Genomic DNA, 25,540 nt, shown 5'->3' with positions numbered 1-25,540 from the left:
ATCCCTTCTATTGTACCTGAAGTGCTATTCAGTTACGAGTATCACTGAGAGCTGGGAGAGAGCATGTTCCCAAAATCAAAGGACGGATTGAAATGAATTTGGATATAGTCGGTGACCAGACCCGGGAAAGCACCAAAGAATACGGTAGCGATTGCCATGATGAGAATAAACGTCCAAATGCCTTTTGGCACGACCATTGGTGCTTCGGTTGTCCCAGGACGCATGTACATCTGACGAATAATCCCAAAGTAGTAGTAGTAGGAAATGACGCTGGTGATGATCATAATCGCCGCCAGCCAGTAGTTTTCTACCACTAATGTACCCATGAACAGATAGAACTTCCCGAAGAAGCCAACCGTAATCGGGATACCTGCCAAGGACAAGAGGAAGATGCTCATCGCAACCGCCATAACTGGTGAGCGATGATACAATCCGGCGAATCCTTTCAAATCCTCTGTCTCTTGCTCACGAGATACAACCATAATCACAGCGAAAGCACCAAAGCTAACCAGCAAGTAACCGAACAGATAGAAGATCACTTCGCTGAAAAAGAGAGAAGTCGGTGGTACAAACGGCACGAGCAAATAGCCCGCTTGTGCAATGCCTGAATAAGCCATCATACGCTTGACGTTTGTCTGCCTGAGCGCCATCGTATTCCCGATAATCATCGAGGCCGCTGCCATTATCCCTAGATAGAGGCTTCCCTCTTCGAAAAAGAACCGTCCTGATCCCGTTCCATTGGAAACGTTGAAAAACGAGATCATCATTACTCGAAAAATCAGCGCGAACCCTGCTGCTTTTGACACAACTGCCAGGAAAGCAGTGACCGGGGTAGGAGCACCTTGATAGACATCTGGCGCCCACATGTGGTTAGGCGCTGCAGATATTTTGAATGCAAGACCTACTGCGAGAAACGCAAACGCCGTATAGACGAGGAACTGATAGCCCGCCATTCCCGCTTCTGCCAATCGGAATGAGATTTCATAAATATGTGTAGTTCCCGTGAGACCGTACACGTACGACATCCCAAACAGGAGCACAGCCGTGGCAATACTTCCCGAAACGACGTATTTGAACGCCGACTCGTTGGAAAGCCGCGATTTTTTTCGCAATCCGACCAGTACATAGGACGAGAGAGACAATAGCTCCAGTCCCACAAACAAGGTAATCAAGTCAGCCGACGAAGCCATGACCATAGCCCCGAGAAGCCCGGTCAGCAGCAAATAGTAATACTCGCCTCTGTGCTGGATTTCCCCTGATTTCAGATAGGACAGCGAGATGAGAATGGCAAAAGCTGTACCTGCCAGGAAAATCAGCTTGAACGCATTGCCGTAATCGTCGATTCGGATCATGTCGATCATGTAGCTGTATGGCTTATCGAGAGCATTCATATTGATGATCACAAAGATCGCCGCTATGACCGTTGCCAGGAAGGATAGCCAACCAATGACCTGCTTGCCTAGGCGTTTGCCCGCAAAAAGATCCAGCAGTGATAAAAAGGTAGCAAAGCCCAGAATGATAAACTCGGGCAGAAGGTAGCTCCAGTCATATGAGAAAATATCTTTAACCTCCATGGATTACCCTCCTATTCCCGTTACGATAGGTACGATCGTTTTCAGCGCCTGCTGCATCGGATTCCCCAGAACTGCTGGATAAACACCAATGAGAATAATACATCCCAATAGGACTACCATCGGAATGACTTCCATCGGCTGTGCATCAGCAAGTCCTGTACATCTACCTGGAGTAGGGCCAAAAGTCGTTTTCAAGATCGCTCTGAGTAAATAAACTGCGGTGAGGACAATCCCAATCGCTCCCACTGCTGCCATTACTGGCAAACGACCAAACAGACCGAGGAAGGCAAAGAACTCACTAATGAATCCGGACATGCCCGGAAGTCCGAGTGAAGCCATCCCCCCTGCCAACAACACACCGCTGACAAACGGCATGGACTTAGCTAAACCGCCCAAATCGTCGAGCATCGATGTCTGCGTCCGATCCCAAATGACACCGATCAAGAAGAAGAGCAGTGCTGAGATAAAGCCGTGGGATACCACCTGGAACATCGCTCCCTGAAACCCGATCGTGTTCATTGATGCGAAACCGAGCAAGACGATACCCATATGGCTGATACTGGAGTAAGCCAGCACCATTTTTAAATCCTTTTGTACGAAGGCCAGCACAGCTCCATACAAAATGTTGATAATCCCCAAAACTGCCATCCACGTAGAGAAATCATAGGCCTGCTCTGGGAAGAAGCCGATTCCCATCCGCAAAAGACCGTATGCCCCCATCTTCAGCAAAATACCGGAGTGAATCATGACGATAGAAGGTGGAGCCTGTACGTGTACGCGTAGCATCCACGTGTGGAACGGAAATACGGGCAGCTTGATCGCAAAAGCGATAAATAGCGCTAGGAAGATGCCAAAACGCATTTCCGGCGTAAGGATTTCGGTTATCGGATGCCCTGGTGTCGTCAGGATCGCCGTGATTTCATCCATATTGAGCGTCCGCATGATGACAAAGATCACGATGAAAGCTAGCAGCATAATCCCTGAACCGATTCCGTTATACAAAAGGAATTTATTCGCTGCTTGTTCGCGCTCCCCATATCCCCAAATCCCGATGAGGAAGTACATCGGTACGAGTGTCAGCTCGAAGAAAATGAAGAACAGAAACAGATTGTCTGCAGCAAAGACTCCCAACATGCCGATCAACAACAGGTGAAACAGGATAAAATACTCCTTCTGCCTCTTCTTGATCTGCCACGAAGCAATTGCTGCGAGGGTACCGATAATCGCCGTCAGCAAAATCAATGGCATCGAAATACCATCCACACCGAGTTCATAGTTGATCTCAAAAGCAAAGACGGTGCCTGCCTGAGCCATTCCAATCGGAATCGAAATCCAATTGTGCTTTTCTACGAACTGCAGATTAGCTGTCTCGTAATCAAACATGCCGAACATCCAACCTGCCAAGATAAGTGCCGGCAACGTTCCAAAAATCCCGACCTGCTTGATCACACCTGCATGTCGACTGGGGATAAAGGCCATGACGAGAATCGCCAGCAGCGGAGAGAACACCAGTGATGACAAAAGGATATTACCCAAAGAGTCCACCTCCCCTAGCCGTCAAACTGATGGCGATGATCAAGAGTAACAGACCGAATATGACCATTGCCCCATAGGACTGAATCTGCCCACTTTGTACTCTTGCGTGCAAAGATCCGATTCCTTGGGTGATTTTTGCTGTCAATCCAACCAAACCATCCACAATATACTTATCAAATACATCCAGGACAAATCCAAGCCAGCCTAATGGACGAACAATGACGTTGTGATACAGCTCATCGATGTAGTACTTCTTGTATGAGAGCTGATAGAGCCACGGCATTGTTTTTGGAATAGTGTCCGAGGAGATTGATTTCTTGCCGTACATCAGGTACGCCAGCACGACTCCAAAAATGGAGATCAACAGTGCCACAATCTGTAACCAAGATGGTGCATGCTCACTGCCTTCCCCAAAAATGCTCGTGATTGCCATCCCTGTGTTCGTTGATAACAACCAATCGGAGAGTAATGGCGCGTACGGTGTATTCACAAAGCCCGCAACAACCGCAAGTAATGCCAAGACCAAGAGCGGACCTGTCATGACACTTGGAGATTCGTGCGCTTCGTGCTTGCCACGTGCCTTCCCTGCGAATGTTAGGAAGAACAGACGGAACATATAGAATGCGGTAAAGAATGCCGCTAGCAGCGCGATGAACAGTAAATCGTAGCGTTGCGCTCCGTAAACAGCTCCCAGAATCGCTTCTTTTGACCAGAAACCAGCGAACGGAAAGATCCCCGCAATCGCCAAGCAACCGATCAAGAAAGTCAAAGCGGTAATCGGCATCTTTTTCCACAAGCCACCCATTTCGAATACATCCTGCGTATGTACGGCATGGATGACACTACCTGCTCCAAGGAAGAGCAGTGCTTTGAAAAAGGCGTGCGTCATCAAATGAAAGGAACCTGCTACATAACCAGCAGCACCAGCTACACCCAATGCCAGCATCATGTACCCGAGCTGACTGACTGTGGAATAAGCCAAGACACGCTTGATATCCCGTTGGGTCAGGCCGATGGAAGCTGCAAATATGGCAGTGAATCCTCCTACATACGCCACAACTGTCAAAGCCGTATCCGATGCGATAAACAGCGGATAGGTAGCAGCGACCAAATAAACACCAGCCGCGACCATCGTTGCCGCGTGAATTAATGCAGACACAGGTGTTGGACCTTCCATGGCATCAGGCAACCACGTATGAAGTGGAAATTGACCTGATTTTCCCATGGCCCCAACGAAAATGAGGATCGCCGTGAGTGTAATCATCCATGGTTCCAGTCGTCCGAGTGCGATACTCTCAAAAATCGCCCCGTACTCGAAACTTCCGGTCCACCAGAACAACAGACATATCCCGATGAATAGAGCAAGATCCCCGATGCGGGTAACGATAAAAGCCTTTTTGGCAGCCGCTTTTGCTTCTGTCTTGAAGTAGTAGTAGCCAACGAGCAGGAAGGAGCATACCCCGACCAGCTCCCAGAAAATATATACTTGCAACAAATTTGGCGAGATTACTAATCCCAGCATGGAGAACGTGAACAGCGCCAGGTATTGATAGAACACTGGAAATCGTTCATCCCCATGCATGTAGCCTTTGGAATAAATTTGGACCAACAGACTGACTAATGTCACAATGACGAGCATCATGGCATTCAGCGGATTCACTTCGAATCCCATGTTGATCACGATATCGCCAATATGCAACCAATCTATCACATAATGGTAATCGGTTCCCCCACCCTGGAATCTCTCCCAGAAGATGAGCACTGCGATTCCAAAAGAAACAGCCGTCAGGGTAATGCCCACTATGGCCGCTCCTTCTTTCAATTGGCGACCAAATGAGACGATCACGATGAAAGCAAGAAGCGGAAACAGAGGGATCAGCCAGGCATATTGCATTAGAGTATCCATCTTTGTCCTCCTTTTCAGGTTTCCCTCTTATCGTTTCATTTGGTCCATTTCATCAACATTCACGGTCTCCTTGTTGCGATACAGCGCAATCAGAATCGCTAGCCCTACGGCAACCTCGGCAGCTGCAACCGTCATCGTGAACAAGGTAAAGATTTGTCCCGTCACGGATGGATACAGTCCGAATTTGGAAAAGGCGACCAGGTTAATATTTACAGCATTCAGCATCAGCTCAATTGATAACAAGACGACGACTGCATTTCGCTTCGTCAATGCACCGTACAAACCTACACAAAAGAGAATCAGAGCGACCATTAAGTAGGAGGAAATGCTTACTGTCATTCGTTATCCCCCTCCTTTTTCGCCATGACGATCGCACCGACCAATGCGACCAACAATAGAACAGACAACAGCTCAAATGGTATGACGAATTTGGTGAATACTTCGATACCGATTTCTTTTGCATTGTTTACTGGAGCCTCTGCAGGTGGCGGTGGCGCAGGCCACGGTGTATTTTGCACACCCCAGAATAATAGTCCGAACAGAACGATTACAAAGAGCAGGATAAAACGGTTTTTCCATGTCCGACCTGTTCCCTCATCGTTCGCATCGTGCTTGGTCAGCATGATTCCAAAGAGCATCAAAATGGAGATTGCCCCTGAATAAACTAGAATTTGTGCGACCCCGACGAACTCCGCTCCCAGCAAAACAAACAGACCTGCAATGCTGATAAACGTAACGCCCAATGAGATGACCATGTGGACGACGCGCGTAAAGCTGATCATAAACACCGCGCCACCGATCGTCAGAAGGGACAGGATAAAAAAGGCTACGAATTCACCTGTCATACTAATTCTCCTCCCTGACGTTCGTATTGTTGTCGTCCAGCCATTTCAAGTTCTTGTACAATTCGTCCCGGCTATAGGCAGCCAGTTCGAAGTTGTTTGTCATCACAATCGCTTCAGTGGGACAAACCTCTGTACACAGATCGCATAAAATGCACAGCTCAAAATTGATATCATACGTATCGATAATCTTTCCTTTTTTCTCCGGATCAGGATGGGGCTTCCCTGTCAGTTGAATACACTCCGTCGGACAAATGCGTGCGCATTGGTTACAGACGATGCATTTTTCAGGAGAAAAGTGCTGAATACCGCGAAAGCGAGGCGGCATTGGAAAGGGCACATCCGGATAGAAGTGGGTTACTTTTTTCTCCGTGAGCTTTTTAAATGTATACCCCAGGCCTTTGGCCAGTCCTAGCATGTGTGTCACCCCTCAGGATTTGAGAACTTGGCTGCACCACGTTTTTGACGAAAGCTAGCTTTTGGCGAAGCAAGCCTATGGCGAAGCCTGCGCTATGAAAACAGTGGAACGTAGTTGTTTTCGATCAAGTCGCTACTAGAACATGCCATTTTGGTAAGAAACCACTACAGCTGTGAGCAGGATGTTGAACAATGCCACGGGCAACAGCACTTTCCAGGCAAACGACATCAGTTGATCGACACGTAAGCGCGGCATCGTGGCGCGAATCCAAAACTGGAGGAAGACGTAAATTGAAAATTTAAGGATAAACCAAACGATTCCCGGAATGAAGTCCAGCGATGGATGAATCGGCAACCATCCACCAAAAAAGAGAATCGTGATCAAGGCACCCATCCCGAACATGTATACATACTCCGCCAGCATGAACATCGCAAAACGGAAACCGGAGTACTCGACGTGGTAACCGCCAACGAGCTCCGACTCTGCTTCTGGCAAGTCAAACGGCGTACGATTCAGCTCAGCCTGAGCAGCAATGATAAAAACAGCAAATCCGATAAACTGCGGAACAATATTCCAGACATCCCGCTGCGCCTCGACAATATCCTTGAGATTCATGCTGCCCGTCAATAGGACGATACCCACCACGGACATGACCAGCGGTACTTCATAGCTGATCATCTGCGCAGCGGAGCGGAGACCCCCGATCAGCGAGTACTTGTTATTCGAGGCCCAGCCAGCCGTGATCACGCCTAATACGGTGATCCCAGACAAGGCGATATAGTACAAGAGCCCTATTCCCAAATCAGCGAACTGAATGCTGTCCGAAAAAGGCATGACCGCCAACACGGCGAAAGCAGGGGCATAGGCCAATATTGGTGCTAGAGTGAACAACGCTTTGTCAGCGTGCTGCGGACGAATATCTTCCTTTAATAGCAGCTTGGCAACATCCGCAACCGTCTGGAGAAGTCCCAATGGTCCTACTCGATTCGGCCCGATGCGCAGCTGCATCCACCCAATCACTTTACGCTCAAAGTAAATGGCGTACGTAACGAATCCCAGCACGACTGCAAGCAGTAAAACTGCCGCTACGATAAACCAAAGCGTAGTCCCCCATGAGGGTGCTTGCTGCAAGAGAGTATTCATCAACAGTCAACCTCCCCGAGCACGATGTCGATACTGCCCAGGATGGCAACCATGTTCGAGAGGTTTTCCCCCTGCAACAGCTTAGGCAGAATTTGCAGATTGGTAAACGAAGGTCGTCTGAACTTCAATCTCCACGGCTTATCCTTGCCTTGACTGGCAATGTAACAGCCAATCTCCCCCCGCGGTGACTCGATGCGCACATAGGTCTCCCCAGCAGGCGGACGAATCACACGTGGTACTTTGCCCATGACTTCGCCTTCACTCGGAAATTGCTCCAATGCCTGCTCAAGAATTCGCAAGGATTGTTCAATTTCAGCCATGCGCAGATGATAGCGCGCCATGCAATCTCCCTCAGTCGCTGTCGGCACATCAAATTCAAAACGATCGTAAATGCAATACGGTTCGTCCTTGCGCAGGTCCCATTTGACACCTGTCGAGCGAAGCATGACACCTGATAGCGAGTAATCCAATGCCGTTTTTGTATCGAACTTTCCAATCCCTATGAGGCGGTTGATAAAAATCTCATTCCCTGTCACCAGTTGGTGGTAGTTATTCAATTCTTTCTTCATGTACTGGACAAATTCTTTGGCTTTGTCGATCCAGCCTGGAGGTGCATCCCATTTCACTCCGCCTACGCGCATGTAGTTAAAGGTCATCCGCGCCCCGCATAGCTCATTAAACAAATCCAGGATCGTCTCTCGATCACGGAATGCATAAAGGAACGGCCCCATCGCACCAATGTCCAAAAGAAACGTTCCCCACCAAACCAAATGGCTAGCCACCCGGTTCAGTTCCATCGCGATCAATCGCAAAAACTGAGCGCGCTCTGGAATCTCCAACCCCATCATCGTTTCTACTGCGTGGCAGAGAACGTAGTTGTTGGTCATGGCGGACACGTAGTCCATACGGTCTGTATAAGGAATAATTTGTGTATAGGTCAAGTTTTCTGCCAGCTTCTCTGTACCTCGATGCAAGTAGCCCATCACCGGAATCGCTTCTTTAATGGTTTCCCCATCGATTTTTACTACCAAGCGAAATACTCCGTGTGTACTCGGATGCTGTGGACCTACGTTTAATAACATCTCTTCCGTACGAAGTCCTGTTTCAGAAGAGGTATCAACATGAGTCGTGAGGATGTTATGGTTCATCTGCTAAACCTCCTCGTCGTATTGCACATAATCTTTGCGCAGCGGATACCCAACCCAATCATCCGGCAACAGGATTCGACGTAAATCCTTATGTCCCGGGAAATGAATACCCAAAAGGTCAAAAGTCTCTCTTTCATTCCAATTTGCGCCATGCCAGAGGTCCATTACAGAAGCAACTTTTGACTCTTCTCTGCTCGTTTTGACCTTTACTGCCAAGCTTTGGCGATTTTTGTAGGAATAAAAGTGGTAGTATACCTCCAGGCGATCCTCATAATCGACACCGTGAAGATCGGACAGGTACTCAAAGCTCAATTGCTCGTCATCTCTTAAATATTGGGCAACTTGATGCCAACGTTCGTTTTGAATGGTGAGAGTTGGAACTTCCTTTCCCAGCTCGTTAATATACGAAGCCTCGATGACTTCCTGTCCAAATGCTTCGGAAATTCTTGAAACGTATTTATCAAGATAGGGCTGGTTTTTGGAAGGTGCTTTCGGCGCTTCCTCTGCCGGGGCCTCATCACCAGTCGCTTGCGCTGTTTTTGCCTTCGCTGCTGCGGCTGCTGCTGCTTTGGCTTTTGCGGCAGCGGCTGCCTTTGCCTTGGCGTCGTCATCACCGGATTCATCGCCGCCTGCTTCACGTGCGGCTTTTGCCTTTGCAGCGGCCGCTGCGGCAGCCTTGGCTTTTGCGGCTGCTGCTGCCTTCGCCTTGGCATCCGCATCTGGAGCTGAATCAGCTGTATCGGCTCCATTTTCCGCTGCTTCCTTCGCTGCTTTTGCCTTGGCTAGTGCTTCTGCGGCAGCTGCTTTCTTGGCTGCGGCTTTTTCTTCTGGCGTCATTTCAGACACTGGCTTTGCTGGTGTAACAACTGCTTCTGATTGTTGCTCGGCAACTGGAGTTTCCGCTTCCGCAGCTTCTTTTGCTTCCTTCTCCGCTTTTGCCTTGGCAATCGCTTCTGCCGCTGCTGCTTTCTTGGCTGCGGCCTTTTCTTCAGGCGTCATTTCAGACACAGCTTTTGCATCCGGAGCAGAGACTTCCTCTTGTGGCTCTTGAGATGGCTCCACTTGGCTCGCCTCTTGGGAAGCCTGGGCTTCCTGTTCTCTTAATTTTCGCAAAGCTTCTGCCTTGGCACGGGCTTCAGCCGCTGCCGCTGCCTTTTCCTCCGGCGTCGGCTTGCGTTTCTCATCGCTCATAGATTGGTCACCTGCTTCCCAGTCTTCGCTTCGTAACGGATTTTTTCTTGAAGCTTATTAATTCCGTAGATCAAAGCGGCAGGGTTAGGCGGACAACCTGGAATATATACGTCGACAGGCACAATCTGGTCTACACCTTTTACCACGCTGTACGAGCGCACATACGGACCTCCCGCTGTCGCACAGGAGCCCATGGCAATCACCCACTTTGGTTCAGGCATTTGATCATACAGCCTGCGCAGCAGTGGGGCCATCTTTTTCGTGACGGTTCCGGCTACGATCATGACATCAGATTGTCTTGGGGATGCTCGAAAAATAACGCCAAACCGGTCGAGGTCATAACGAGCCCCACCCGTTCCCATCATTTCGATCGCGCAACAGGCCAAGCCAAAGGTTAATGGCCACAACGAGTTGCTGCGAACCCATCCCTTCACCGTTTCCAATGTCGTGAACATGACGTTGCGATTCAATTCCTCTTGCAATTCAGGCGCAATGCTCGTCAGATCTAGTTCCATTCCAGCACCTTCTTTCTCCACGCGTAAATCAATCCTACGATGAGCAAGGATATAAAGATGACCATCTCGACTAAGGCAAAGAGCCCCAGTTCTTTGTAAGCGACGGCCCACGGATACAGAAAGAGTGTTTCTACATCAAAGATGACAAACATGAGGGCAAAGATGTAATACTTCACGTTGAAACGCACCCAACTGTCACCAACAGGAATGTTACCGCTTTCATAAGTAGTTTGCTTCTCCCGTGTCGGTTTCTTTGGACGAAGTAATGGACCAACAAAACTGACTGTAGCCACGGGCAACAGCACACCAAGAATCAAAAAGATCGCGACAATCACATAATTGTTGGTATAGATGTCACTCACCCACGTTCCCTCCGCTCTTGAGAAAGGTATGAATCGTCTTGCGCTGTCCTCCAGAAGAAGTCGTGACTCCCTCAAAAGGGTACTGCTCGCAGCATCAAAGGTGTAGGTATGAACGCTGTCGCTAAATGATACTGCTAGAAAAAAATACCTTTATCATTATAGCAAATTGCCAATAGGGTGTCTAACGAAAGCCTTCCTTTTGTGCCATATAAAGGGAAAAAACTCAGAGATTTCTCCCCGAGTTTTTCCAGCATAGTATGATGACCAAACGAATATGTCCATCTGATCCTCTTATTCTCTTAATTATTGAACGTTGTTTGAAAATTGCTGTCCGAGGAAGTCCTCGTAAATGCGCTCCCATACAATCGCAAAGTTCATCTTATCGTCTTCTGGGATCTCCAGCATATTTTCAATCGCTTCTTCCATATATGGAGTCAGCTTGATCAGGACCTCTGCCAGCATCTGATCATTGGTGTTCAGCAATTGCTTCATTTCTGCTTTGGACATGCTGAACGTATTTTCTTCTTGCTCGTGCAGCTTCATCACGAGGCGGCTAAACATCGGATGTACCAATGCTTCCAGTTTAACATGAGCCAATGCAAGAGATTCTGCTTCGCTCAGCTTGAACAACTCAGATGCGTCTGGGAATGGATAAACCGGTACATCCCAAGCATCTCCATTATCGATTACCAGACCCCACTTCACGAAAAGCTCAATCGCTTCGTCAAGAGATGTCGGATATGCATAATCGGAACGGCTCATGAACGCTTTGAATCTGTTCAAGAGGTTTACATAGCCTTTAAAATCCTCTTCAGACTTAAAGCCTTCTTTAACAGGTTCGGTGAATGTGCCTTTCAATGCTTCGAACTCGTCCAGAGCTTTTTTCATTTCTTCTTTTGACTCATGCTTCGTTACTACATAGCACATTGCCTGGAAGAGAACTTTCATTTCATGAGATAGCACGCTTGTCCAGCCATTAGCCGCAAAGCTGCTAGGAATCACTACGCCATCTTGATTGTGGCGGATATCGCGAACGGTTTGCATCAATTACACTCTCCTTTAATCCCAATAGCCAATGCCGCTTTTTCCCGCTGTTTTTCATGCTAACGTAGCTCGTCGGCAGGGCATTAGGTCTATTATACACAGAAACATTAGGCAATTACCAACTGGAAATATCATGCCCGATTACCATGGCTCATCATTCATCACCTGATAACCGAAAAATCCCCGCAGCCACATGGGCGCGGGGATATCAAGCTTACGCTTTACTTCGCTACGTCGAGACGTGCCATCGCACGTTGCAGCGCGCGTTCTGCACGCTTGACGTCGAGCTCGGCATATTTCTCAGCCAAACGCTTTTCAGCACGCTCTTTCGCTGCCTTCGCGCGTTCAACATCGATGTCTCCCGGCAATTCAGCCGTTTCAGCAAGGATGGTTACTTTATCGCCGCGCACTTCCATGAAGCCGCCGCTTACAGCCATCTTTACTTCTTTATCGCCTTCTGTCTTAATCCGAACTGGCGCTGTTTTCAGCGGGGTTACCAACGGCACGTGGTTCGGCATAATACCGATTTCCCCTTGCAAGCCGCGAGCAATCACCATTTCAGCCTGACCGCTGTAGACAACTCGTTCAGGAGTTACGACTTCAACTGTCATCTTACTCACTTACTCGTCTCCCCTTTCCAGGGTGTCTTACGCCATTTTCTTCGCTTTTTCTACCGCTTCTTCAATTGTACCTACGTACAGGAACGCGCCCTCTGGCAGGTGGTCATGCTTACCTTCGAGGATTTCCTTGAAGCTGCGAACGGTTTCTTTCAATGGCACGTATTGGCCTGGGTTACCAGTGAACTGCTCGGCAACGTGGAAGGACTGGGACAAGAAACGTTGAATGCGGCGAGCGCGTCCAACTACTTGCTTGTCGTCGTCGCTCAACTCGTCCATACCGAGAATCGCGATGATATCTTGCAGTTCTTTGTAACGTTGCAGGATTTTTTGAACGCTACGAGCCACATCATAGTGTTCTTGTCCTACTACATCAGGAGCCAGAGCACGGGAAGTGGATGCGAGTGGATCTACCGCAGGGAAGATACCCAACTCAGCGATGGAACGCTCCAAGTTCGTTGTAGCGTCCAAGTGAGCAAACGTAGTAGCAGGAGCCGGGTCAGTGTAGTCATCCGCTGGTACGTAGATCGCTTGAATGGACGTTACGGAACCTTTTTTCGTGGAAGTAATACGCTCTTGCAGCTGACCCATTTCGGTAGCCAGTGTTGGCTGGTAACCTACCGCAGATGGCATACGGCCCAAGAGAGCAGAAACTTCGGAACCCGCTTGAGTAAAGCGGAAGATGTTATCAACAAAGAGAAGAACGTCGCGGCCTTCTTCATCACGGAAGTATTCCGCCATAGTCAGACCAGTCAACGCTACACGAAGACGTGCACCAGGCGGTTCGTTCATCTGACCGAATACCATCGCGGTTTTCGGCAGAACGCCTGCGTCTTTCATCTCGTGGTACAGGTCGTTACCTTCACGGGTACGCTCACCTACACCAGCGAATACGGAAATACCACCGTGCTCTTGCGCGATGTTGTTGATCAGCTCTTGAATAGTAACGGTTTTACCTACACCCGCACCACCAAACAGACCGATCTTACCACCCTTGATGTACGGAGCCAAGAGGTCAATAACTTTGATACCTGTTTCCAGGATCTCAACAGTCGTTGCTTGGTCTACGAACTCAGGAGCTTTACGGTGAATTGGGTCACGACGATCTACTTGACCGAGTTCTTGCAGGTCGATCGGCTCACCCAATACGTTGAATACGCGTCCGAGGGTAATTGCACCCACTGGAACGGAGATAGCTGCACCAGTATCAACTGCTTCCATACCACGAACCAAACCGTCAGTGGAAGACATTGCAACGGTACGAACCAAGTTATCGCCCAAATGAGTAGCAACCTCAACAGTCAAGTTGATGTCGCGCTCACCAGCGCTTTGTGCTTTATGTTGAATCTTGATCGCATTGTAAATGGCAGGCAGGTGTCCGCGGTCGAACTCGACGTCAACAACCGGACCCATTACCTGAACCACGCGTCCATTCGCCATCTTACTTCTTCCCTCCTGTAAAGCTAAATTGGGAGCTATTCGCTGCCACTAAGCCTGTGCGTTTGCACCTGCAACGATCTCGGAAATCTCTTGTGTAATGGCTGCCTGACGAGCACGGTTATAGCTCAACGTTAAACGGTTGATCATATCCGTAGCATTGTCTGTCGCACTGCCCATTGCAGTCATACGGGAACCTTCTTCAGAAGCTTTTGCTTCGAGGAGTGCACTGTAAACCAGTGTTTCCGCATATTTCGGCAACAGATCAGCCAATACTTCTTCCGAGGACGGCTCATACTCGTAATTCAATTCGCGCGCATTGTTGCTCTCGGGAGCTTCCAATGGCAGCAATTGTTTTACGGTAGGTATTTGCGAAATTGCACTTTGGAACTTGTTGTAGCACAGGTACAGTTCGTCAATCTGCTCGTTCTCGAACATTTGGACTGCTGCACCGGCAATTTTCTTGATATCAGCAAAGGCTGGGCTGGCTGGCAGACCTGTCACTTCCTCCAAAAGAGGGTAGTTCCGTTTGCTGAAGAAGTCACGACCTTTGCGGCCAATCACAAAAATACCATACTCATCCTTGGTCTTGTGCTTCTCGTTAATGGTATTTACCACTCTACGGAGAATGTTGGCATTGTAACCCCCAGCAAGTCCACGGTCGGAAGTGATGACAATATAACCAGTCTTTTTCACCGGACGATTTTGCAACATTGGATGTTTGGAACCAGAGTTCCCACTCGCGATGCTTGCGATCACTTCTTGGATCTTGTCAGCATACGGGCGTGCCGCCTCAGCTTTATCCTGGTTACGGCGAAGCTTTGCAGCCGCCACCATTTTCATCGCTTTCGTGATTTGGCGCATATCCTTTTTACTTTTGATACTGCGTCGAATCTCACGTATTCCTTTAGCCACTCGTTTTCACCACCTTGAGGACGCATGCACGGGCAAATGGCCCGGCATGCATCTGATGTCTATCAGGTTAACGATTAGCGAGTTACCGAAAAGCCTTTTTTGAACTCTTCGATCGCTGCGTTGAATTCTTTTTCATCTGGAAGGTCTTTCGTTGTGCGGATGTGCTCCAACAGTTGCGGTTTGTTGGAATCCAAGAAAGACAACATCTCTTTCTCAAAGCGGCGCACATCTGCTACTGGAATGTCATCCAGGAAACCTCTTGTAGCGCTATAGATAGAAGCAACTTGCTTCTCAACAGACATTGGATCGAACTGACCTTGTTTCATGATTTCCATCAAGCGCTCACCACGGGTCAGACGAGCTTGGGTCGCTTTGTCCAGATCGGAACCGAACTGAGCAAACGCAGCCAACTCACGGTATTGAGCCAACTCAAGCTTGAGTGGACCTGCTACCTTTTTCATCGCCTTGATTTGCGCGGAACCACCTACACGGGATACAGAAAGACCAGTGTTAACCGCTGGACGTTGACCTGCGTTGAACAAGTCTGTCTCGAGGAAGATCTGACCGTCCGTGATGGAGATCACGTTGGTTGGAATGTATGCGGAAATGTCACCCGCTTGGGTTTCGATGAATGGCAGAGCCGTAATGGAACCAGCGCCCAGATCATCAGACAGTTTCGCAGCGCGCTCCAGCAAGCGGGAGTGCAAGTAGAATACGTCACCAGGATATGCTTCACGGCCTGGAGGACGGCGGAGCAAGAGGGACATTTCGCGGTATGCAGCAGCCTGTTTGGACAGGTCATCGTATACGCACAGAACGTGTCCGCCTTTGTACATGAAGTACTCAGCCATTGTTACACCAGTATAAGGAGACAGGTACAACATTGGAGCTGGGTCAGACGCAGTAGCAGAAACGATGATGGTGTAATCTAGAGCACCTGCTTTACGCAGTGTTTCTACGATGTTTGCAACGGTGGATTGCTTTTGACCGATTGCAACGTAGATACAAATCATGTCTTTACCTTTTTGGTTGATGATCGTGTCGAGCGCCACTGCTGTTTTACCAGTTTGGCGGTCACCAATGATCAACTCACGCTGTCCACGACCAACTGGGATCATCGCGTCAATCGCTTTGATACCTGTTTGGAGTGGCTCGTGTACGGATTTACGCGCCATAACGCCAGGAGCTGGGCTCTCGATTGGGCGGAAACCGTCATTTGCGATAGGGCCTTGACCATCGATAGGTTGACCCAGTGGGTTTACAACGCGGCCGAGCAGCGCTTCCCCTACTGGAACTTCCATAACGCGGCCGGTACGTTTTACAGTATCGCCTTCCTTAATGTCGCGGAAAGGTCCCATAATAACGACACCCACGTTATCTTCTTCCAAGTTGAGTACCATACCCATTACGCCATTTTGGAACTCGAGGAGCTCACCTTGCATGGCCTTTTCCAAACCGTGAACACGAGCAATACCGTCACCTACTTGGATGACTGTGCCTACATCCACAACTTCGATTTCAGATGTAAAGTTAGCGATCCGCTCTTTAATGAGGGAGCTAATCTCTTCTGGTCTGATTGCACTCACTTAATTCACCCCATTCATCCAACTTCTTAAAAGCCATCGAACTTTACGCCTTTTGCGCAAAGGTTTCCAACTTCGTTTTCAGGCTGCCATCGTACAGACGGTCGCCAATCTTGATAATAATGCCGCCGAGAATCGCTGGATCTACAACTGCTGTCATACGCAGCTTTTTGTTCAGCGTTTGACCGAACTTCTCAGCCAGCTCATTTTGCTCTTCAGTAGAAAGCGGCTTTGCACTAGTCACAATCGCATCTGCGAATCCACGAGCTTCGTTCGCCAATTGTACAAAAGAACGGTAGATATCAACCAGATCAACTTCACGTCCGTTTTCAATCAGGACGTTTAGAAAATTAAAGGTTTCTTCCCCAACATGGCTTTTGAACAATTCGTCAGCGAGCTGGCTTTTTGCATCTGCTGCGATGTGCGGGTGCAACATGATCTTTTTCAGATCTTCATTGCTTTCTACCGCTTCTACGATTGCACCCAGGTCTGCTTCTACCTGATCAATCTTGCTACGCTCACTCGCTACTTCAAAGAGAGCGCGAGCATAACGTTTCCCTACTGCGCTACTCATAGGCGATCTCCCACTTGTGCGAGAAATTTGTCAACAGTAGACTTTTGAGCTGCTTCGTCCAGTTCTTTCTCAATGATCTTGGAAGCCAAGAGCACGGAAAGACCAGTCATTTGCTCACGCAGTTCGAGTTTTGCTTTTTCTACTTCACGAGCCAGTTCAGCACTAGCATCTGCTTTCATGCGCTCAGAAGCTGCTTGTGCTTCAGCAACGATTTTGCTTGCTTCATCAGACGCTTGCTTCGCAGCACGGTCGATGATCGCTTTAGATTCAGCGCGAGCTTCATCCAAAAGACGGCGTTGTTCAGCCAAAAGCTTTTCGGATTCCTTGTGGTTGCGTTCCGCAGTAGCAAGCTCGTTCTCAACATGAGCACGGCGCTTTTCCAATACGCCCGCAATCGGTCCTGTTGCATATTTGGAAACAACGATCAACAGCAAAACGAAAATAATCACCTGGAGTAATAATGTGCCCCATTCCAGGGATACGGCTCCAAACTCAACCATTTTTAGTTCACTCCTTCCTGACAAACGAAAGATTCTGCAATAAGTTCTTTACGTACTTACCAGAATTATTACTAGAAGACTTCCATGCCAAGCTTTGGCCGAAGCCTGATTTTTCCCTACTAAAAGATAGGCGAAGGTGACCCTCCGCCTATTTAATACTGTTCAACTGTTCGCTTAGCCCAGACGACCCATCAAGATGAAGCCTACAGCTACAGCGATAATTGGAATCGCCTCTACGAGACCCATACCGAGGAACATGATACCCATCAGGTTACCACGAGCTTCAGGTTGACGAGCAACACCTTCAATTGTTTTAGAGATTACGTTACTTGCACCAAAAGCACCACCAAGTGCTGCCAAACCGAAAATAAGACCCATAGCAATAGCTACACCCATAACTTCCATGTTAAAAATACCTCCCTAAATTGTTGTTAACCAAAACTAGATTTTAGTGTTCATCATTCACAAGTTGTGAAATGTAAACCATAGAAAGAGTCAAGAAAATGAACGCCTGAATTGCACCTACGAAGACGGAGTAGCCGAGCCAAATAAATAATGGTGCTGCGGCCAAAACACCCCCACTCAACAGGAAGGCAATCATGATCTCTTTTGCAAAGAGGTTACCGAACAAACGCAAAGGAAGCGTCAACGGTTTAATGATAAACTCCTCAAGAATGTGAATCGGGTTGAGGAATACGTGCTTAAACCAACCACCTGGACTTTTCTTGATACCAAGGTAGTGGGAGTAAAGCAAGACTACCAATGCCAAACCAAATGTTACGCTTGGAGTAGCAGTCGGCGACTTCCACCAGATAACGTGAGCCCCTTTGTCAGCTAGCTCGTGCTCAACGGTTTCGCGCTTTTTCGCTTCGGCTTCTGGCGTAGGAGCAATCGTCAGCATCTTCATAACACTTTCGCTGATTTCACCTTTGTGCACTGTGGTGACGTTGGCGATAACACCTAGCTGGTTCCCAATGAAGATGTAGAGAAACAACGTAATACCAAGCGTCATCATCATCATGACTTTCTTGTGATCCATGTATCCTGCAGTAACATTCTTGACAAAGTCAAAAATCCACTCAACTGCATTTTGCTTAGCACCAGGTACTCCGGTTTCCAGCTTTCGCGTCATTACAAACAGGAAGATAAACACAAGCAGTGCGGTAAGAACCATCATGAGAATCGTAGCGATGTCAAATACCATGCCGCCTAAACTAAACCGTAACGTATAATGATGACCCATCTTTTCACCCCTTTCCATCGATAGATAGAGGTTGTCCGAAACTCTGTCTACACATTGCTATCGAACGCTCTCTGTTAAAATCACTTCATTAAAAGGAAATGCTGGTAACAAATCTATTTTGAATTGCGGAATACGAGTAGATAGCTGATCCCTTGGATCAAAAACAACCCAAGTAGAACTCCTGATAATGTGAACATATGAGGGAAAAGAAAGGTAGTATAGGCGGCTAGCCCGGCAATCATGAACCGAAGCATCGTGCCCGTTCCTTTTGGTCTGATATTAGGGTCATCTGCCATTTGTCCAACAACCCAGACCTTGCTTGCGAGAACGCTGGTATTAATGATTCCTGTCACTGTTCCAAGCACTAAACTCTGCAAAAAAACCTTGTGTTCAGGCAATACAATCATCAGTATCACAAACAATGCCATACACCATAAAGAATAGCGAAAAGTCTTTCGCATCGCTAAAGCAAACGCTTCCATCGTTCGTCACCCCCTACAGATACGGGCGAATGAGTCGATAGACAGTGTATACACCAATAGCAATCCCTGTAATCAAGCCGATAAGCAAGAACCAAGGATCAGTCGCTAGTAGGCGATCCGCGTATCTGCCGATCATAAAACCGGCAACCACACAAATGGCAAAGTCAAGACCAAGTACGCTGACCAAACCAAGTGCTCGCCATGGATTGTCAAGTTTCGCCAGTTTATCCTTCTCCTTTCACATAAGGAGAGGGCACACAATTTCCAAATGCCCTCATCCATATTAACGAAGATTTATTCCCTTTGTCAACGCAAGCGTTTCGGTGTACACAAAGCGTTCACAATTTAAAAATTAAATTTTCTCGACAATTGTGGAGACGCCCTGTCCCCCACCAATGCAAAGAGTCGCTAACCCATATTTTGCCCCTTCGCGCTTTTGCAATTCATGGACGAGCGTAACTAAAATTCTCGCGCCACTCGCACCGATTGGATGTCCCAAAGCGATGGCTCCACCGTTGACATTTAGCTTCTCACGATCAAACTCCAGTGCTTTGCCAACAGACAGTGATTGGACGGCAAAAGCTTCGTTTGCTTCGATCAAATCGATGTCAGCAATCGACAGTCTCGCTTTTTCCAGTACGCGTTTGGTCGCGGGAACCGGACCGTACCCCATGATGCTCGGATCAACACCTGCACTCGCATTGGCTACGATACGAGCAAGTGGCTTCACTCCCAGCTCTTCTGCTTTCTCGCGCGTCATAATCAAGAGAGCTGCTGCTCCATCGTTGATGCCGGATGCATTCCCTGCTGTCACGGTACCATCCTTTTTAAATGCAGGCTTCAGCTTGCCTAGCGCTTCGGCTGTCACGCCAGCACGCGGGAATTCGTCCACGGCAAACAACACTGGGTCACCCTTTCGCTGCGGGATCGGAACCGGCACAATCTCTTCTTGAAAACGACCACTAACGAGCGCTTGCTGAGCCTTTTCTTGGCTCCACGCTGAAAACTCATCCTGCTCTTCGCGTCCGATTTCGTATTTGGTGCAAAGATTCTCCGCCGTAATGCCCATGTGATAGTCGTTGAAAGCACACCACAGCCCATCGCGAATCATGGAGTCTACTACTTTCTGATCTCCCATGCGGTAGCCTGAGCGCGCTCCTTCCATTAAGTATGGTGCCTGGCTCATATTTTCCATCCCACCAGCCAAGACAACTTCTGCCTCACCAGCAAGGATTGACTGAACGGCCAAATGAACGGCTTTTAGACCTGAACCACAAACCTTGTTGATTGTCAGGGAGGGAACTTCATGAGCAAGGCCCGCGTGAATAGAAGCCTGGCGCGCCGGGTTTTGACCCAAGCCTGCTGACAGTACATTCCCCATTATCACTTCATCGACCGCATCCTTGGAAACACCTGCACGATCTAGCGCTGCTTCCAGTACAATCCCGCCCAGCTTTGTCGCGCTGACACCTGCAAGCGTTCCTTGAAAGCTACCTATAGCAGTGCGCACAGCACTCGCAATGACGATTTCTCTTTGACTCATCTTCCACACACCCCTCGAATACACAGGATAGGCAACCTTCTTAAGATTCCATCTTTTCATGATAATTCCTGCCAGGAAATCGCTTTCTTTTCCAATTCATGAAAAACCGTCACAGCTCTTAGAGAAGAGTGTGACGGTCTGAATGATTTATAGAAGTGCTTCTGCCATTTCATCGACGATATTGTTGATGGCAATCGGGCCGTAATAGGCGATCCACACGGTTGTGTTTACCTCGTACACCTTATTTTCCTTGGCTGCTTTTAGCCCTTTCCAAATGGAGCTGTTTTTGTACTCGTCCGTTAATGCTTGATTCGCTTTGTCCGTTACGACAAATAGGTGATCGGCATTTACCTCTGGCAACACCTCCAGAGAAATCATCGTAGCTGTATCTGATTTATCCATCGCTGGCTTGGGAGGAGTCAGTCCCAAATCGGAATACAAGATAGCAGCCGTACGGTGTTCAACTGTGTGCAGTCGAATAGCATTGTCACGAGGACGAATAAGTGCGACGGACTCACCCTTGAGCTTGGTTGCGAATTCTGCTTTCAATTTGTTCGTTTTCTCTTGGTAGTCTTTTACGATTTGCTCAGCTTGTTGTTCTTTTTCGAGAATTTTTCCGAAGGTAATCAGCGTCTCTCTCCAGTCTTCATTCCGGTCAAACATGATGGTTGGAGCGATTTTGTTCAAATTATCATAGATTTTATCTTGAAACTCCGTGCATATGATCAAGTCAGGCTCCATAGCAACTACCGCTTCTGAATTGGGCTCGTCTTTTGTTCCGAGTACGTGAACATCTTTTAGCTTGTCCATGAGATACTCTGGAAACTTCGAACCGTCCCCCGTTGTAATGACACTACCTGCAGGCAGCTCGCCCAAGGCAATCATCTGATCTGCGTATTGCGTATCCAGCACAGCGATTCTGACTGGTTTAAAATCAAGCGTCAGCTCGCCTTTCATGTGCTTGATTGTACGCGTATCACTTTTCTTCACTTCTTGATTCGCGCTAGATTGCGTGGTATTCGACTGTGTCACCACCTGATTCGAAGCGCCTGCTGCTGCGTTCCCCGAATTGCTAGTATTCGTACCGCCGCCTGAGCAGGCTCCCAGCAGCAAGGTAAGGCTCAGCATCAGGTTCAGTGCCAGCATCGCTTTTGTACTCTTATACATCGGTACGGCTCCTCCATCTCTTGATCGCAGGTGATTTTGATTTTCATTTTCAATGTGATCATTATATTTCCACAGCTTTTGACCAGCAATGGAATATCGCGACAAGAGTAATGGACTTTGGCGACGAATTTCCGATGTCAGCGGATTTTCCTTATACATAGAAGGGGAGAAGCCTGTATATTTTTTAAAGATACGACTGAAATAATAGCTGTCTGTATAACCTACTGATTCCGCTACCTCTTTTAGTCCCAAATTCGTTTGACGCAGTAGTTCCTGCGCTTTTTGAATACGCACCTGGATCAGATAGTCGATAGGGCCGACCGCTAGCTGGGCTTTAAAGGTGCGTTGCAAAGATCGGGAGCTGCAGTTTAAGAGCGCAGAAAGATCATCGAGTGTGAACGTCTCTGCGTAATGCTCCTCGATATACCTGACGGCCTGAACGACCAAATTCGGTACCGTTACCCCTATTCCTTGCAACTGCATCTGTGCCATTAGCTCACATACGAGTTGATAAAGCAGGGCCTTGGCTCGCAGCTTGTCCAGGTTGCCGTTCTGATTCCATACTTGCTGCATACGTGATATCGCGACAAATACATTTGCCTGATGTATGGGGGTTAATCCGTATTGGATGTGAAAAGGTTGTGCTTTCTCCAGTAAACGTAACAACTCCTGCCGACAAGGCAATGGTAAATGAGCTTTGTACAAAATCAGATAGTATTCCAGCTCATCCTTTATTTCCTCGATGTCCACGTAAGTACCTTTGCCAGCATGGACCATATAGCAATTCTTGATAGCATGTACATTCCCGTCAAGACGAATCAGACCACTGCCTCTCACCGAAAATAGAAAGGCACTAGCCGGCAATTGATAGGATCGCAGCTGCTCTCCGGCTCGCATGACGATATGCCGTACATCATGTAATCGTACACTTGCCTGATTCCATAGAAAAATATGATCATCCACGTTCATTGTCCCACACTCAACTCCTTGATAGCCCTCCCATCGTTCTTCTTTTCATTCTATTTGATAACCATTCTCATTTCTATAGCAAAAATCATAGAGAGCACACTACCTCGATGAAACCGCGCGAACGTAAATCACTTCGTAGGTGACAGGGATGCCCGTTTCTCTTTTATACGTCTGCTCATAGTAACAAATCATTTCTGCAAGGAGTTTTCTGCGTCCCAGACCGCTCCCTTGCTCCATACTTGCACTAGCGCCCACCGCTTTCACGGCATGCAAGAAATCCCGTACACCTGGGTAAGTTAGCCGCTCATATTTCCTCATCACCTCTATATCCGTAAACCCTGCTTGCTCCAATAGCTCGTGCCAATCACGTGCAGAGTGAAACTCCAAGCCATGGCGCACTCCCTTTTCCCCCAAAATCGCATGAGCATTCGCAAACGAATCATGCAGCTCCCAAAACGTATCGGGTCCAAATGTTGAAAAAACCAAAGGTGCTCCGGGCTTCAGGATTCTTCCCAATCCTTTTAGCGTATGCGCTGGCTTGGCAAACCACTGAAAGCACGCTCCTGAAACTATCAAATCCTTTGACTTCGCCTGTTGTTCCCAAACCCATTCTTCCGCATCGGCTTGAGAAAATGAACAAGTCAGGCCATGCTGTTCCAGATTGTTCTTCGCCTGCTCCAACATGCCCGATGCAATCTCTACCACTTCGTAATGGGCAGCAGAAAAATGGCTGCGAATGACGCGGGTTAATCCCCCTGTCCCACAGCCAATCTCTAGAATGTTTCGCACCTCGTTCTCGTTCGTTATTTCTGTAACTATTTGACTCAAATGATCGGCCATCTTCTTTTGTACGAGTGCGTATTTTTCGTATGAGACAGCCTTCTCACTAAATCGGCTGCTGATTGCTCTCTTCTGCAAGCTGCTCCACCATCCTCTTTAGCGAATCTCCTACAACCTCCGGAACAAATACATGCGGGGCATGACCACAGTCAGGAATTTGCACGAAATGGGCACCTGCAAGGCTACTCGCCAGTTCTTCTCCGGCTGCGAGCGAACAGATAGCATCCTCCCTACCATGAATAACGAGAGTGGGAGTAGTCAGCGAAGACAGGAACGGGCGGCAATCCTCTCCTTCTAAATAGGTCAAGCCCGCGATCAACGCTGCCGTACTCCACTTCTGGCTGTCCACCCCCACGTGCAAGCCTATTTGCTTACGCTCTCCTGGTGTTAGCATCTGTTCAACAAATGCGTCCATCACCCGCTCCCGTGCTATGGAAAGCTGTCTTTTCATCCTTTGCAAAACAACAGGATGCCATCCGTTGCGAAGGTCATGCTGTTCACAGGTAAAGCGTGCTGTGGTGCCGATCAAAACAAGTCCTGAGACCGGGTACTGGGCAGCGAGGCGTATGCCGAGCATCCCTCCCATGGACCACCCCACTACAATTAGCTCCTGGTCCAAAAGAGACTGGACTTCCTCTTCTACTCTCTCGTAAAATTGCAAGGAATCAGTGACGTCCGAATAAGTAGGTGTGATGTGCTGATAGGAAGGAAATTGGGAGCGAACTGCATCCCAGCTGCAATCTGGCATTCCCCACCCGGTTAGCCACAGCATCACTTTTCTCACGATATCGTCCCTCCTTTATGAAGCTCGTTCCTGATTTCGCTCACTTGCTCACAAGCCCACTCTAGCTCTTCGCGCGTATGGGCAGCCATCACTGTAAAACGGATACGGGCGGTTCCCTCTGGCACGGTAGGCGGTCGAATCGCCACTGCTGCAATCCCCCGTTGCCGAAGCCTTTTGCTGAATTGCAAAGTCCACTCATTCTCTCCTAACGTGAGCGGGATGATTGGCGTATCTTCTTCGTCTACGGTAAACCCGCGTGAGCGAAGCAACTGGCGAAACACGAGCGCATTCTGCCTCACCGCTTTTCTTCGCCAAGACTCTGTTTGTACCAAAGACAACGCCGCCAGATTCGAGCCGATCACAGCAGGGGGCAAGGCTGTCGAATACACCAGCGAGCGCGCTTTTGTCATCAAGTAACGAATGATGATCTCATCTGCGCATACGTATGCCCCATAAACACCAAATGCCTTGCTAAAGGTTCCCATCAAAACATCGACTTGTCCGGCAATGCCCAGCTCGTGGCACAAACCCTGCCCTTCTTCACCACGCACTCCCCCCGCATGGGCTTCGTCAACCATTAGCATGGCATCGTAACGATCTCGCAGTTGTACCAATTCAAGTAGGGGAGCTTTATCACCGTCCATAGAGAATATGCTGTCCGTGACAATCCACTTCCGTCTTGCATCCTGGTGCTTTTTTAGCAAAAATTCCAGATGGTCCATATCGTTATGTCTGTACCGAAAATGCTCCGCCCGACTGAGCACGATCCCATCGACGATGCTGGCGTGATTCAACCGATCACTAAAAACAGCGTCGCCTCTTCCGGCTAGCGCTGCAATTACCCCTGTATTTGCCTGATAGCCGTTTGCAAAGACAAGCGCCCCTTCTCTCTCCTTCCACACCGCCAATTGTTGTTCCAGCACGTTATATAATGCGTAGTTGCCATGGACGAGACGAGAGGCAGTTCCTCCTGCCCCCCACTCCTCTGCTGCCTTCTTCCCAGTTTCAACGATTCGTTGATCATGGGCCAAGCCCAAATAGTTGTTTGATGACAGGTTTAATAACGGTTTCCCTTCGACTTGAATCCACGTGCCTGCGCGATCACTGGCTGACTCTACGGTGTTCCATTCTCTTGTCAGCGATTGTTTGCGCAACGAATCATATTCTTCTTCCAGCCATGTGTAGCGTTTATTCATAACTGACCTAC

The 25,540-nt window shown here is 48.4% G+C and carries 27 protein-coding genes; all 27 read right to left on the bottom strand.

Going from position 1 to position 25,540, the window contains the following annotated elements; translation table 11 throughout:
- Positions 1-41 precede the first annotated feature (41 nt).
- Positions 42-1,574 (bottom strand): NADH-quinone oxidoreductase subunit NuoN, encoded by a 1,533-nt coding sequence (nuoN, locus tag HP398_RS18535; protein WP_017252341.1) that lies wholly within the window; start codon positions 1,572-1,574, stop codon positions 42-44.
- Between the two features lie 3 nt (positions 1,575-1,577).
- The gene (locus tag HP398_RS18530) at positions 1,578-3,110 is read right to left on the bottom strand and encodes a complex I subunit 4 family protein (RefSeq protein WP_017252342.1); all 1,533 of its coding nucleotides are present in this window, start codon (positions 3,108-3,110) and stop codon (positions 1,578-1,580) included.
- Positions 3,103-5,016, bottom strand: a complete 1,914-nt coding sequence (nuoL, locus tag HP398_RS18525; protein WP_173623338.1) for an NADH-quinone oxidoreductase subunit L — start codon at positions 5,014-5,016, stop codon at positions 3,103-3,105. Before nuoL ends, HP398_RS18530 begins: the two co-directional genes overlap by 8 nt.
- 27 nt (positions 5,017-5,043) lie before the next feature.
- Positions 5,044-5,355 (bottom strand): NADH-quinone oxidoreductase subunit NuoK, encoded by a 312-nt coding sequence (nuoK, locus tag HP398_RS18520; protein ID WP_007722089.1) that lies wholly within the window; start codon positions 5,353-5,355, stop codon positions 5,044-5,046.
- Positions 5,352-5,861 carry an NADH-quinone oxidoreductase subunit J gene (locus tag HP398_RS18515; protein WP_017252344.1) on the bottom strand — a complete coding sequence of 170 codons (510 nt, stop codon included), beginning with the start codon at positions 5,859-5,861 and terminating at the stop codon, positions 5,352-5,354. Before HP398_RS18515 ends, nuoK begins: the two co-directional genes overlap by 4 nt.
- A gap of 1 nt (position 5,862) precedes the next feature.
- Positions 5,863-6,276, bottom strand: a complete 414-nt coding sequence (nuoI, locus tag HP398_RS18510; RefSeq protein ID WP_007722093.1) for an NADH-quinone oxidoreductase subunit NuoI — start codon at positions 6,274-6,276, stop codon at positions 5,863-5,865.
- Between the two features lie 135 nt (positions 6,277-6,411).
- Positions 6,412-7,422, bottom strand: coding sequence for an NADH-quinone oxidoreductase subunit NuoH (nuoH, locus tag HP398_RS18505; protein ID WP_017252345.1), 1,011 nt, complete (start codon positions 7,420-7,422; stop codon positions 6,412-6,414).
- Positions 7,419-8,567 carry an NADH-quinone oxidoreductase subunit D gene (locus HP398_RS18500; protein ID WP_017252346.1) on the bottom strand — a complete coding sequence of 383 codons (1,149 nt, stop codon included), beginning with the start codon at positions 8,565-8,567 and terminating at the stop codon, positions 7,419-7,421. Before HP398_RS18500 ends, nuoH begins: the two co-directional genes overlap by 4 nt.
- A 3-nt stretch (positions 8,568-8,570) precedes the next feature.
- On the bottom strand, positions 8,571-9,758 hold the full coding sequence (locus HP398_RS18495; RefSeq protein ID WP_173623337.1) for an NADH-quinone oxidoreductase subunit C: 1,188 nt from the start codon (positions 9,756-9,758) through the stop codon (positions 8,571-8,573).
- Entirely contained in the window at positions 9,755-10,273 is a 519-nt protein-coding gene (locus tag HP398_RS18490; RefSeq protein ID WP_007725455.1) for a NuoB/complex I 20 kDa subunit family protein, read from the bottom strand. The genes HP398_RS18495 and HP398_RS18490 overlap by 4 nt, the downstream gene beginning before the upstream one ends.
- A complete protein-coding gene (locus HP398_RS18485; RefSeq protein ID WP_007725457.1) occupies positions 10,264-10,635 on the bottom strand; it encodes an NADH-quinone oxidoreductase subunit A in 372 nt (123 codons plus the stop codon). Before HP398_RS18485 ends, HP398_RS18490 begins: the two co-directional genes overlap by 10 nt.
- Positions 10,636-10,938: 303 nt before the next feature.
- Positions 10,939-11,679: a DUF6042 family protein gene (locus tag HP398_RS18480; RefSeq protein WP_017252348.1), complete on the bottom strand. Its 741-nt coding sequence runs from the start codon at positions 11,677-11,679 to the stop codon at positions 10,939-10,941.
- Between the two features lie 221 nt (positions 11,680-11,900).
- Positions 11,901-12,299, bottom strand: a complete 399-nt coding sequence (locus tag HP398_RS18475; protein WP_017252349.1) for a F0F1 ATP synthase subunit epsilon — start codon at positions 12,297-12,299, stop codon at positions 11,901-11,903.
- A 27-nt stretch (positions 12,300-12,326) separates the two neighbouring features.
- Positions 12,327-13,736 (bottom strand): F0F1 ATP synthase subunit beta, encoded by a 1,410-nt coding sequence (gene atpD, locus HP398_RS18470; protein WP_007725462.1) that lies wholly within the window; start codon positions 13,734-13,736, stop codon positions 12,327-12,329.
- Positions 13,737-13,784: 48 nt separating this feature from the next.
- On the bottom strand, positions 13,785-14,648 hold the full coding sequence (atpG, locus tag HP398_RS18465; RefSeq protein ID WP_017252350.1) for an ATP synthase F1 subunit gamma: 864 nt from the start codon (positions 14,646-14,648) through the stop codon (positions 13,785-13,787).
- A gap of 74 nt (positions 14,649-14,722) precedes the next feature.
- Positions 14,723-16,234 (bottom strand): F0F1 ATP synthase subunit alpha, encoded by a 1,512-nt coding sequence (gene atpA / locus HP398_RS18460; RefSeq protein ID WP_017252351.1) that lies wholly within the window; start codon positions 16,232-16,234, stop codon positions 14,723-14,725.
- 43 nt (positions 16,235-16,277) lie between these two features.
- Positions 16,278-16,805, bottom strand: coding sequence for a F0F1 ATP synthase subunit delta (locus tag HP398_RS18455; RefSeq protein ID WP_017252352.1), 528 nt, complete (start codon positions 16,803-16,805; stop codon positions 16,278-16,280).
- On the bottom strand, positions 16,802-17,305 hold the full coding sequence (atpF, locus tag HP398_RS18450; protein ID WP_017252353.1) for a F0F1 ATP synthase subunit B: 504 nt from the start codon (positions 17,303-17,305) through the stop codon (positions 16,802-16,804). The genes HP398_RS18455 and atpF overlap by 4 nt, the downstream gene beginning before the upstream one ends.
- 174 nt (positions 17,306-17,479) lie before the next feature.
- Complete coding sequence (gene atpE, locus HP398_RS18445) at positions 17,480-17,710, bottom strand: F0F1 ATP synthase subunit C (RefSeq protein WP_017252354.1); 231 nt, start codon at positions 17,708-17,710, stop codon at positions 17,480-17,482.
- A 43-nt stretch (positions 17,711-17,753) separates the two neighbouring features.
- Positions 17,754-18,548, bottom strand: a complete 795-nt coding sequence (atpB, locus tag HP398_RS18440; RefSeq protein WP_017252355.1) for a F0F1 ATP synthase subunit A — start codon at positions 18,546-18,548, stop codon at positions 17,754-17,756.
- A 113-nt stretch (positions 18,549-18,661) separates the two neighbouring features.
- Entirely contained in the window at positions 18,662-19,030 is a 369-nt protein-coding gene (locus HP398_RS18435) for an ATP synthase subunit I (RefSeq protein WP_017252356.1), read from the bottom strand.
- Positions 19,031-19,043: 13 nt separating this feature from the next.
- Positions 19,044-19,217: an AtpZ/AtpI family protein gene (locus tag HP398_RS18430; RefSeq protein ID WP_017252357.1), complete on the bottom strand. Its 174-nt coding sequence runs from the start codon at positions 19,215-19,217 to the stop codon at positions 19,044-19,046.
- A 165-nt stretch (positions 19,218-19,382) separates the two neighbouring features.
- Complete coding sequence (locus HP398_RS18425; protein ID WP_173623389.1) at positions 19,383-20,573, bottom strand: acetyl-CoA C-acetyltransferase; 1,191 nt, start codon at positions 20,571-20,573, stop codon at positions 19,383-19,385.
- Positions 20,574-20,720: 147 nt separating this feature from the next.
- Positions 20,721-22,709, bottom strand: coding sequence for an AraC family transcriptional regulator (locus HP398_RS18420; RefSeq protein WP_173623336.1), 1,989 nt, complete (start codon positions 22,707-22,709; stop codon positions 20,721-20,723).
- 99 nt (positions 22,710-22,808) lie between these two features.
- On the bottom strand, positions 22,809-23,627 hold the full coding sequence (bioC, locus tag HP398_RS18415; protein WP_017252360.1) for a malonyl-ACP O-methyltransferase BioC: 819 nt from the start codon (positions 23,625-23,627) through the stop codon (positions 22,809-22,811).
- Complete coding sequence (locus tag HP398_RS18410; RefSeq protein ID WP_173623335.1) at positions 23,596-24,333, bottom strand: alpha/beta fold hydrolase; 738 nt, start codon at positions 24,331-24,333, stop codon at positions 23,596-23,598. Before HP398_RS18410 ends, bioC begins: the two co-directional genes overlap by 32 nt.
- On the bottom strand, positions 24,330-25,529 hold the full coding sequence (gene bioF / locus HP398_RS18405) for an 8-amino-7-oxononanoate synthase (RefSeq protein WP_173623334.1): 1,200 nt from the start codon (positions 25,527-25,529) through the stop codon (positions 24,330-24,332). The genes HP398_RS18410 and bioF overlap by 4 nt, the downstream gene beginning before the upstream one ends.
- Positions 25,530-25,540 lie beyond the last annotated feature (11 nt).

This window comes from Brevibacillus sp. HB1.4B (genome assembly GCF_013284285.1).
GTDB classification, from domain to species: Bacteria; Bacillota; Bacilli; order Brevibacillales; family Brevibacillaceae; genus Brevibacillus; species Brevibacillus porteri.
This window is presented reverse-complemented; position numbering and strand designations above follow the sequence as displayed.

What these genes read in the sequence shown, in the direction of transcription:
- HP398_RS18490 (WP_007725455.1), bottom strand. Translation starts at nt 10,273, where the DNA reads ATGGAACTAGATCTGACGAGCATTGCGCCTGAATTGCAAGAGGAATTG.
- HP398_RS18455 (WP_017252352.1), bottom strand. Translation starts at nt 16,805, where the DNA reads ATGAGTAGCGCAGTAGGGAAACGTTATGCTCGCGCTCTCTTTGAAGTA.
- atpF (WP_017252353.1), bottom strand. Translation starts at nt 17,305, where the DNA reads ATGGTTGAGTTTGGAGCCGTATCCCTGGAATGGGGCACATTATTACTC.
- HP398_RS18495 (WP_173623337.1), bottom strand. Translation starts at nt 9,758, where the DNA reads ATGAGCGATGAGAAACGCAAGCCGACGCCGGAGGAAAAGGCAGCGGCA.
- nuoN (WP_017252341.1), bottom strand. Translation starts at nt 1,574, where the DNA reads ATGGAGGTTAAAGATATTTTCTCATATGACTGGAGCTACCTTCTGCCC.
- HP398_RS18480 (WP_017252348.1), bottom strand. Translation starts at nt 11,679, where the DNA reads ATGCAAACCGTTCGCGATATCCGCCACAATCAAGATGGCGTAGTGATT.
- HP398_RS18515 (WP_017252344.1), bottom strand. Translation starts at nt 5,861, where the DNA reads ATGACAGGTGAATTCGTAGCCTTTTTTATCCTGTCCCTTCTGACGATC.
- bioF (WP_173623334.1), bottom strand. Translation starts at nt 25,529, where the DNA reads ATGAATAAACGCTACACATGGCTGGAAGAAGAATATGATTCGTTGCGC.
- HP398_RS18420 (WP_173623336.1), bottom strand. Translation starts at nt 22,709, where the DNA reads ATGAACGTGGATGATCATATTTTTCTATGGAATCAGGCAAGTGTACGA.
- nuoK (WP_007722089.1), bottom strand. Translation starts at nt 5,355, where the DNA reads ATGACAGTAAGCATTTCCTCCTACTTAATGGTCGCTCTGATTCTCTTT.
- HP398_RS18435 (WP_017252356.1), bottom strand. Translation starts at nt 19,030, where the DNA reads ATGGAAGCGTTTGCTTTAGCGATGCGAAAGACTTTTCGCTATTCTTTA.
- nuoI (WP_007722093.1), bottom strand. Translation starts at nt 6,276, where the DNA reads ATGCTAGGACTGGCCAAAGGCCTGGGGTATACATTTAAAAAGCTCACG.
- nuoL (WP_173623338.1), bottom strand. Translation starts at nt 5,016, where the DNA reads ATGGATACTCTAATGCAATATGCCTGGCTGATCCCTCTGTTTCCGCTT.
- atpE (WP_017252354.1), bottom strand. Translation starts at nt 17,710, where the DNA reads ATGGAAGTTATGGGTGTAGCTATTGCTATGGGTCTTATTTTCGGTTTG.
- HP398_RS18500 (WP_017252346.1), bottom strand. Translation starts at nt 8,567, where the DNA reads ATGAACCATAACATCCTCACGACTCATGTTGATACCTCTTCTGAAACA.
- HP398_RS18425 (WP_173623389.1), bottom strand. Translation starts at nt 20,573, where the DNA reads ATGAGTCAAAGAGAAATCGTCATTGCGAGTGCTGTGCGCACTGCTATA.
- atpB (WP_017252355.1), bottom strand. Translation starts at nt 18,548, where the DNA reads ATGGGTCATCATTATACGTTACGGTTTAGTTTAGGCGGCATGGTATTT.
- atpD (WP_007725462.1), bottom strand. Translation starts at nt 13,736, where the DNA reads ATGGCGAATGGACGCGTGGTTCAGGTAATGGGTCCGGTTGTTGACGTC.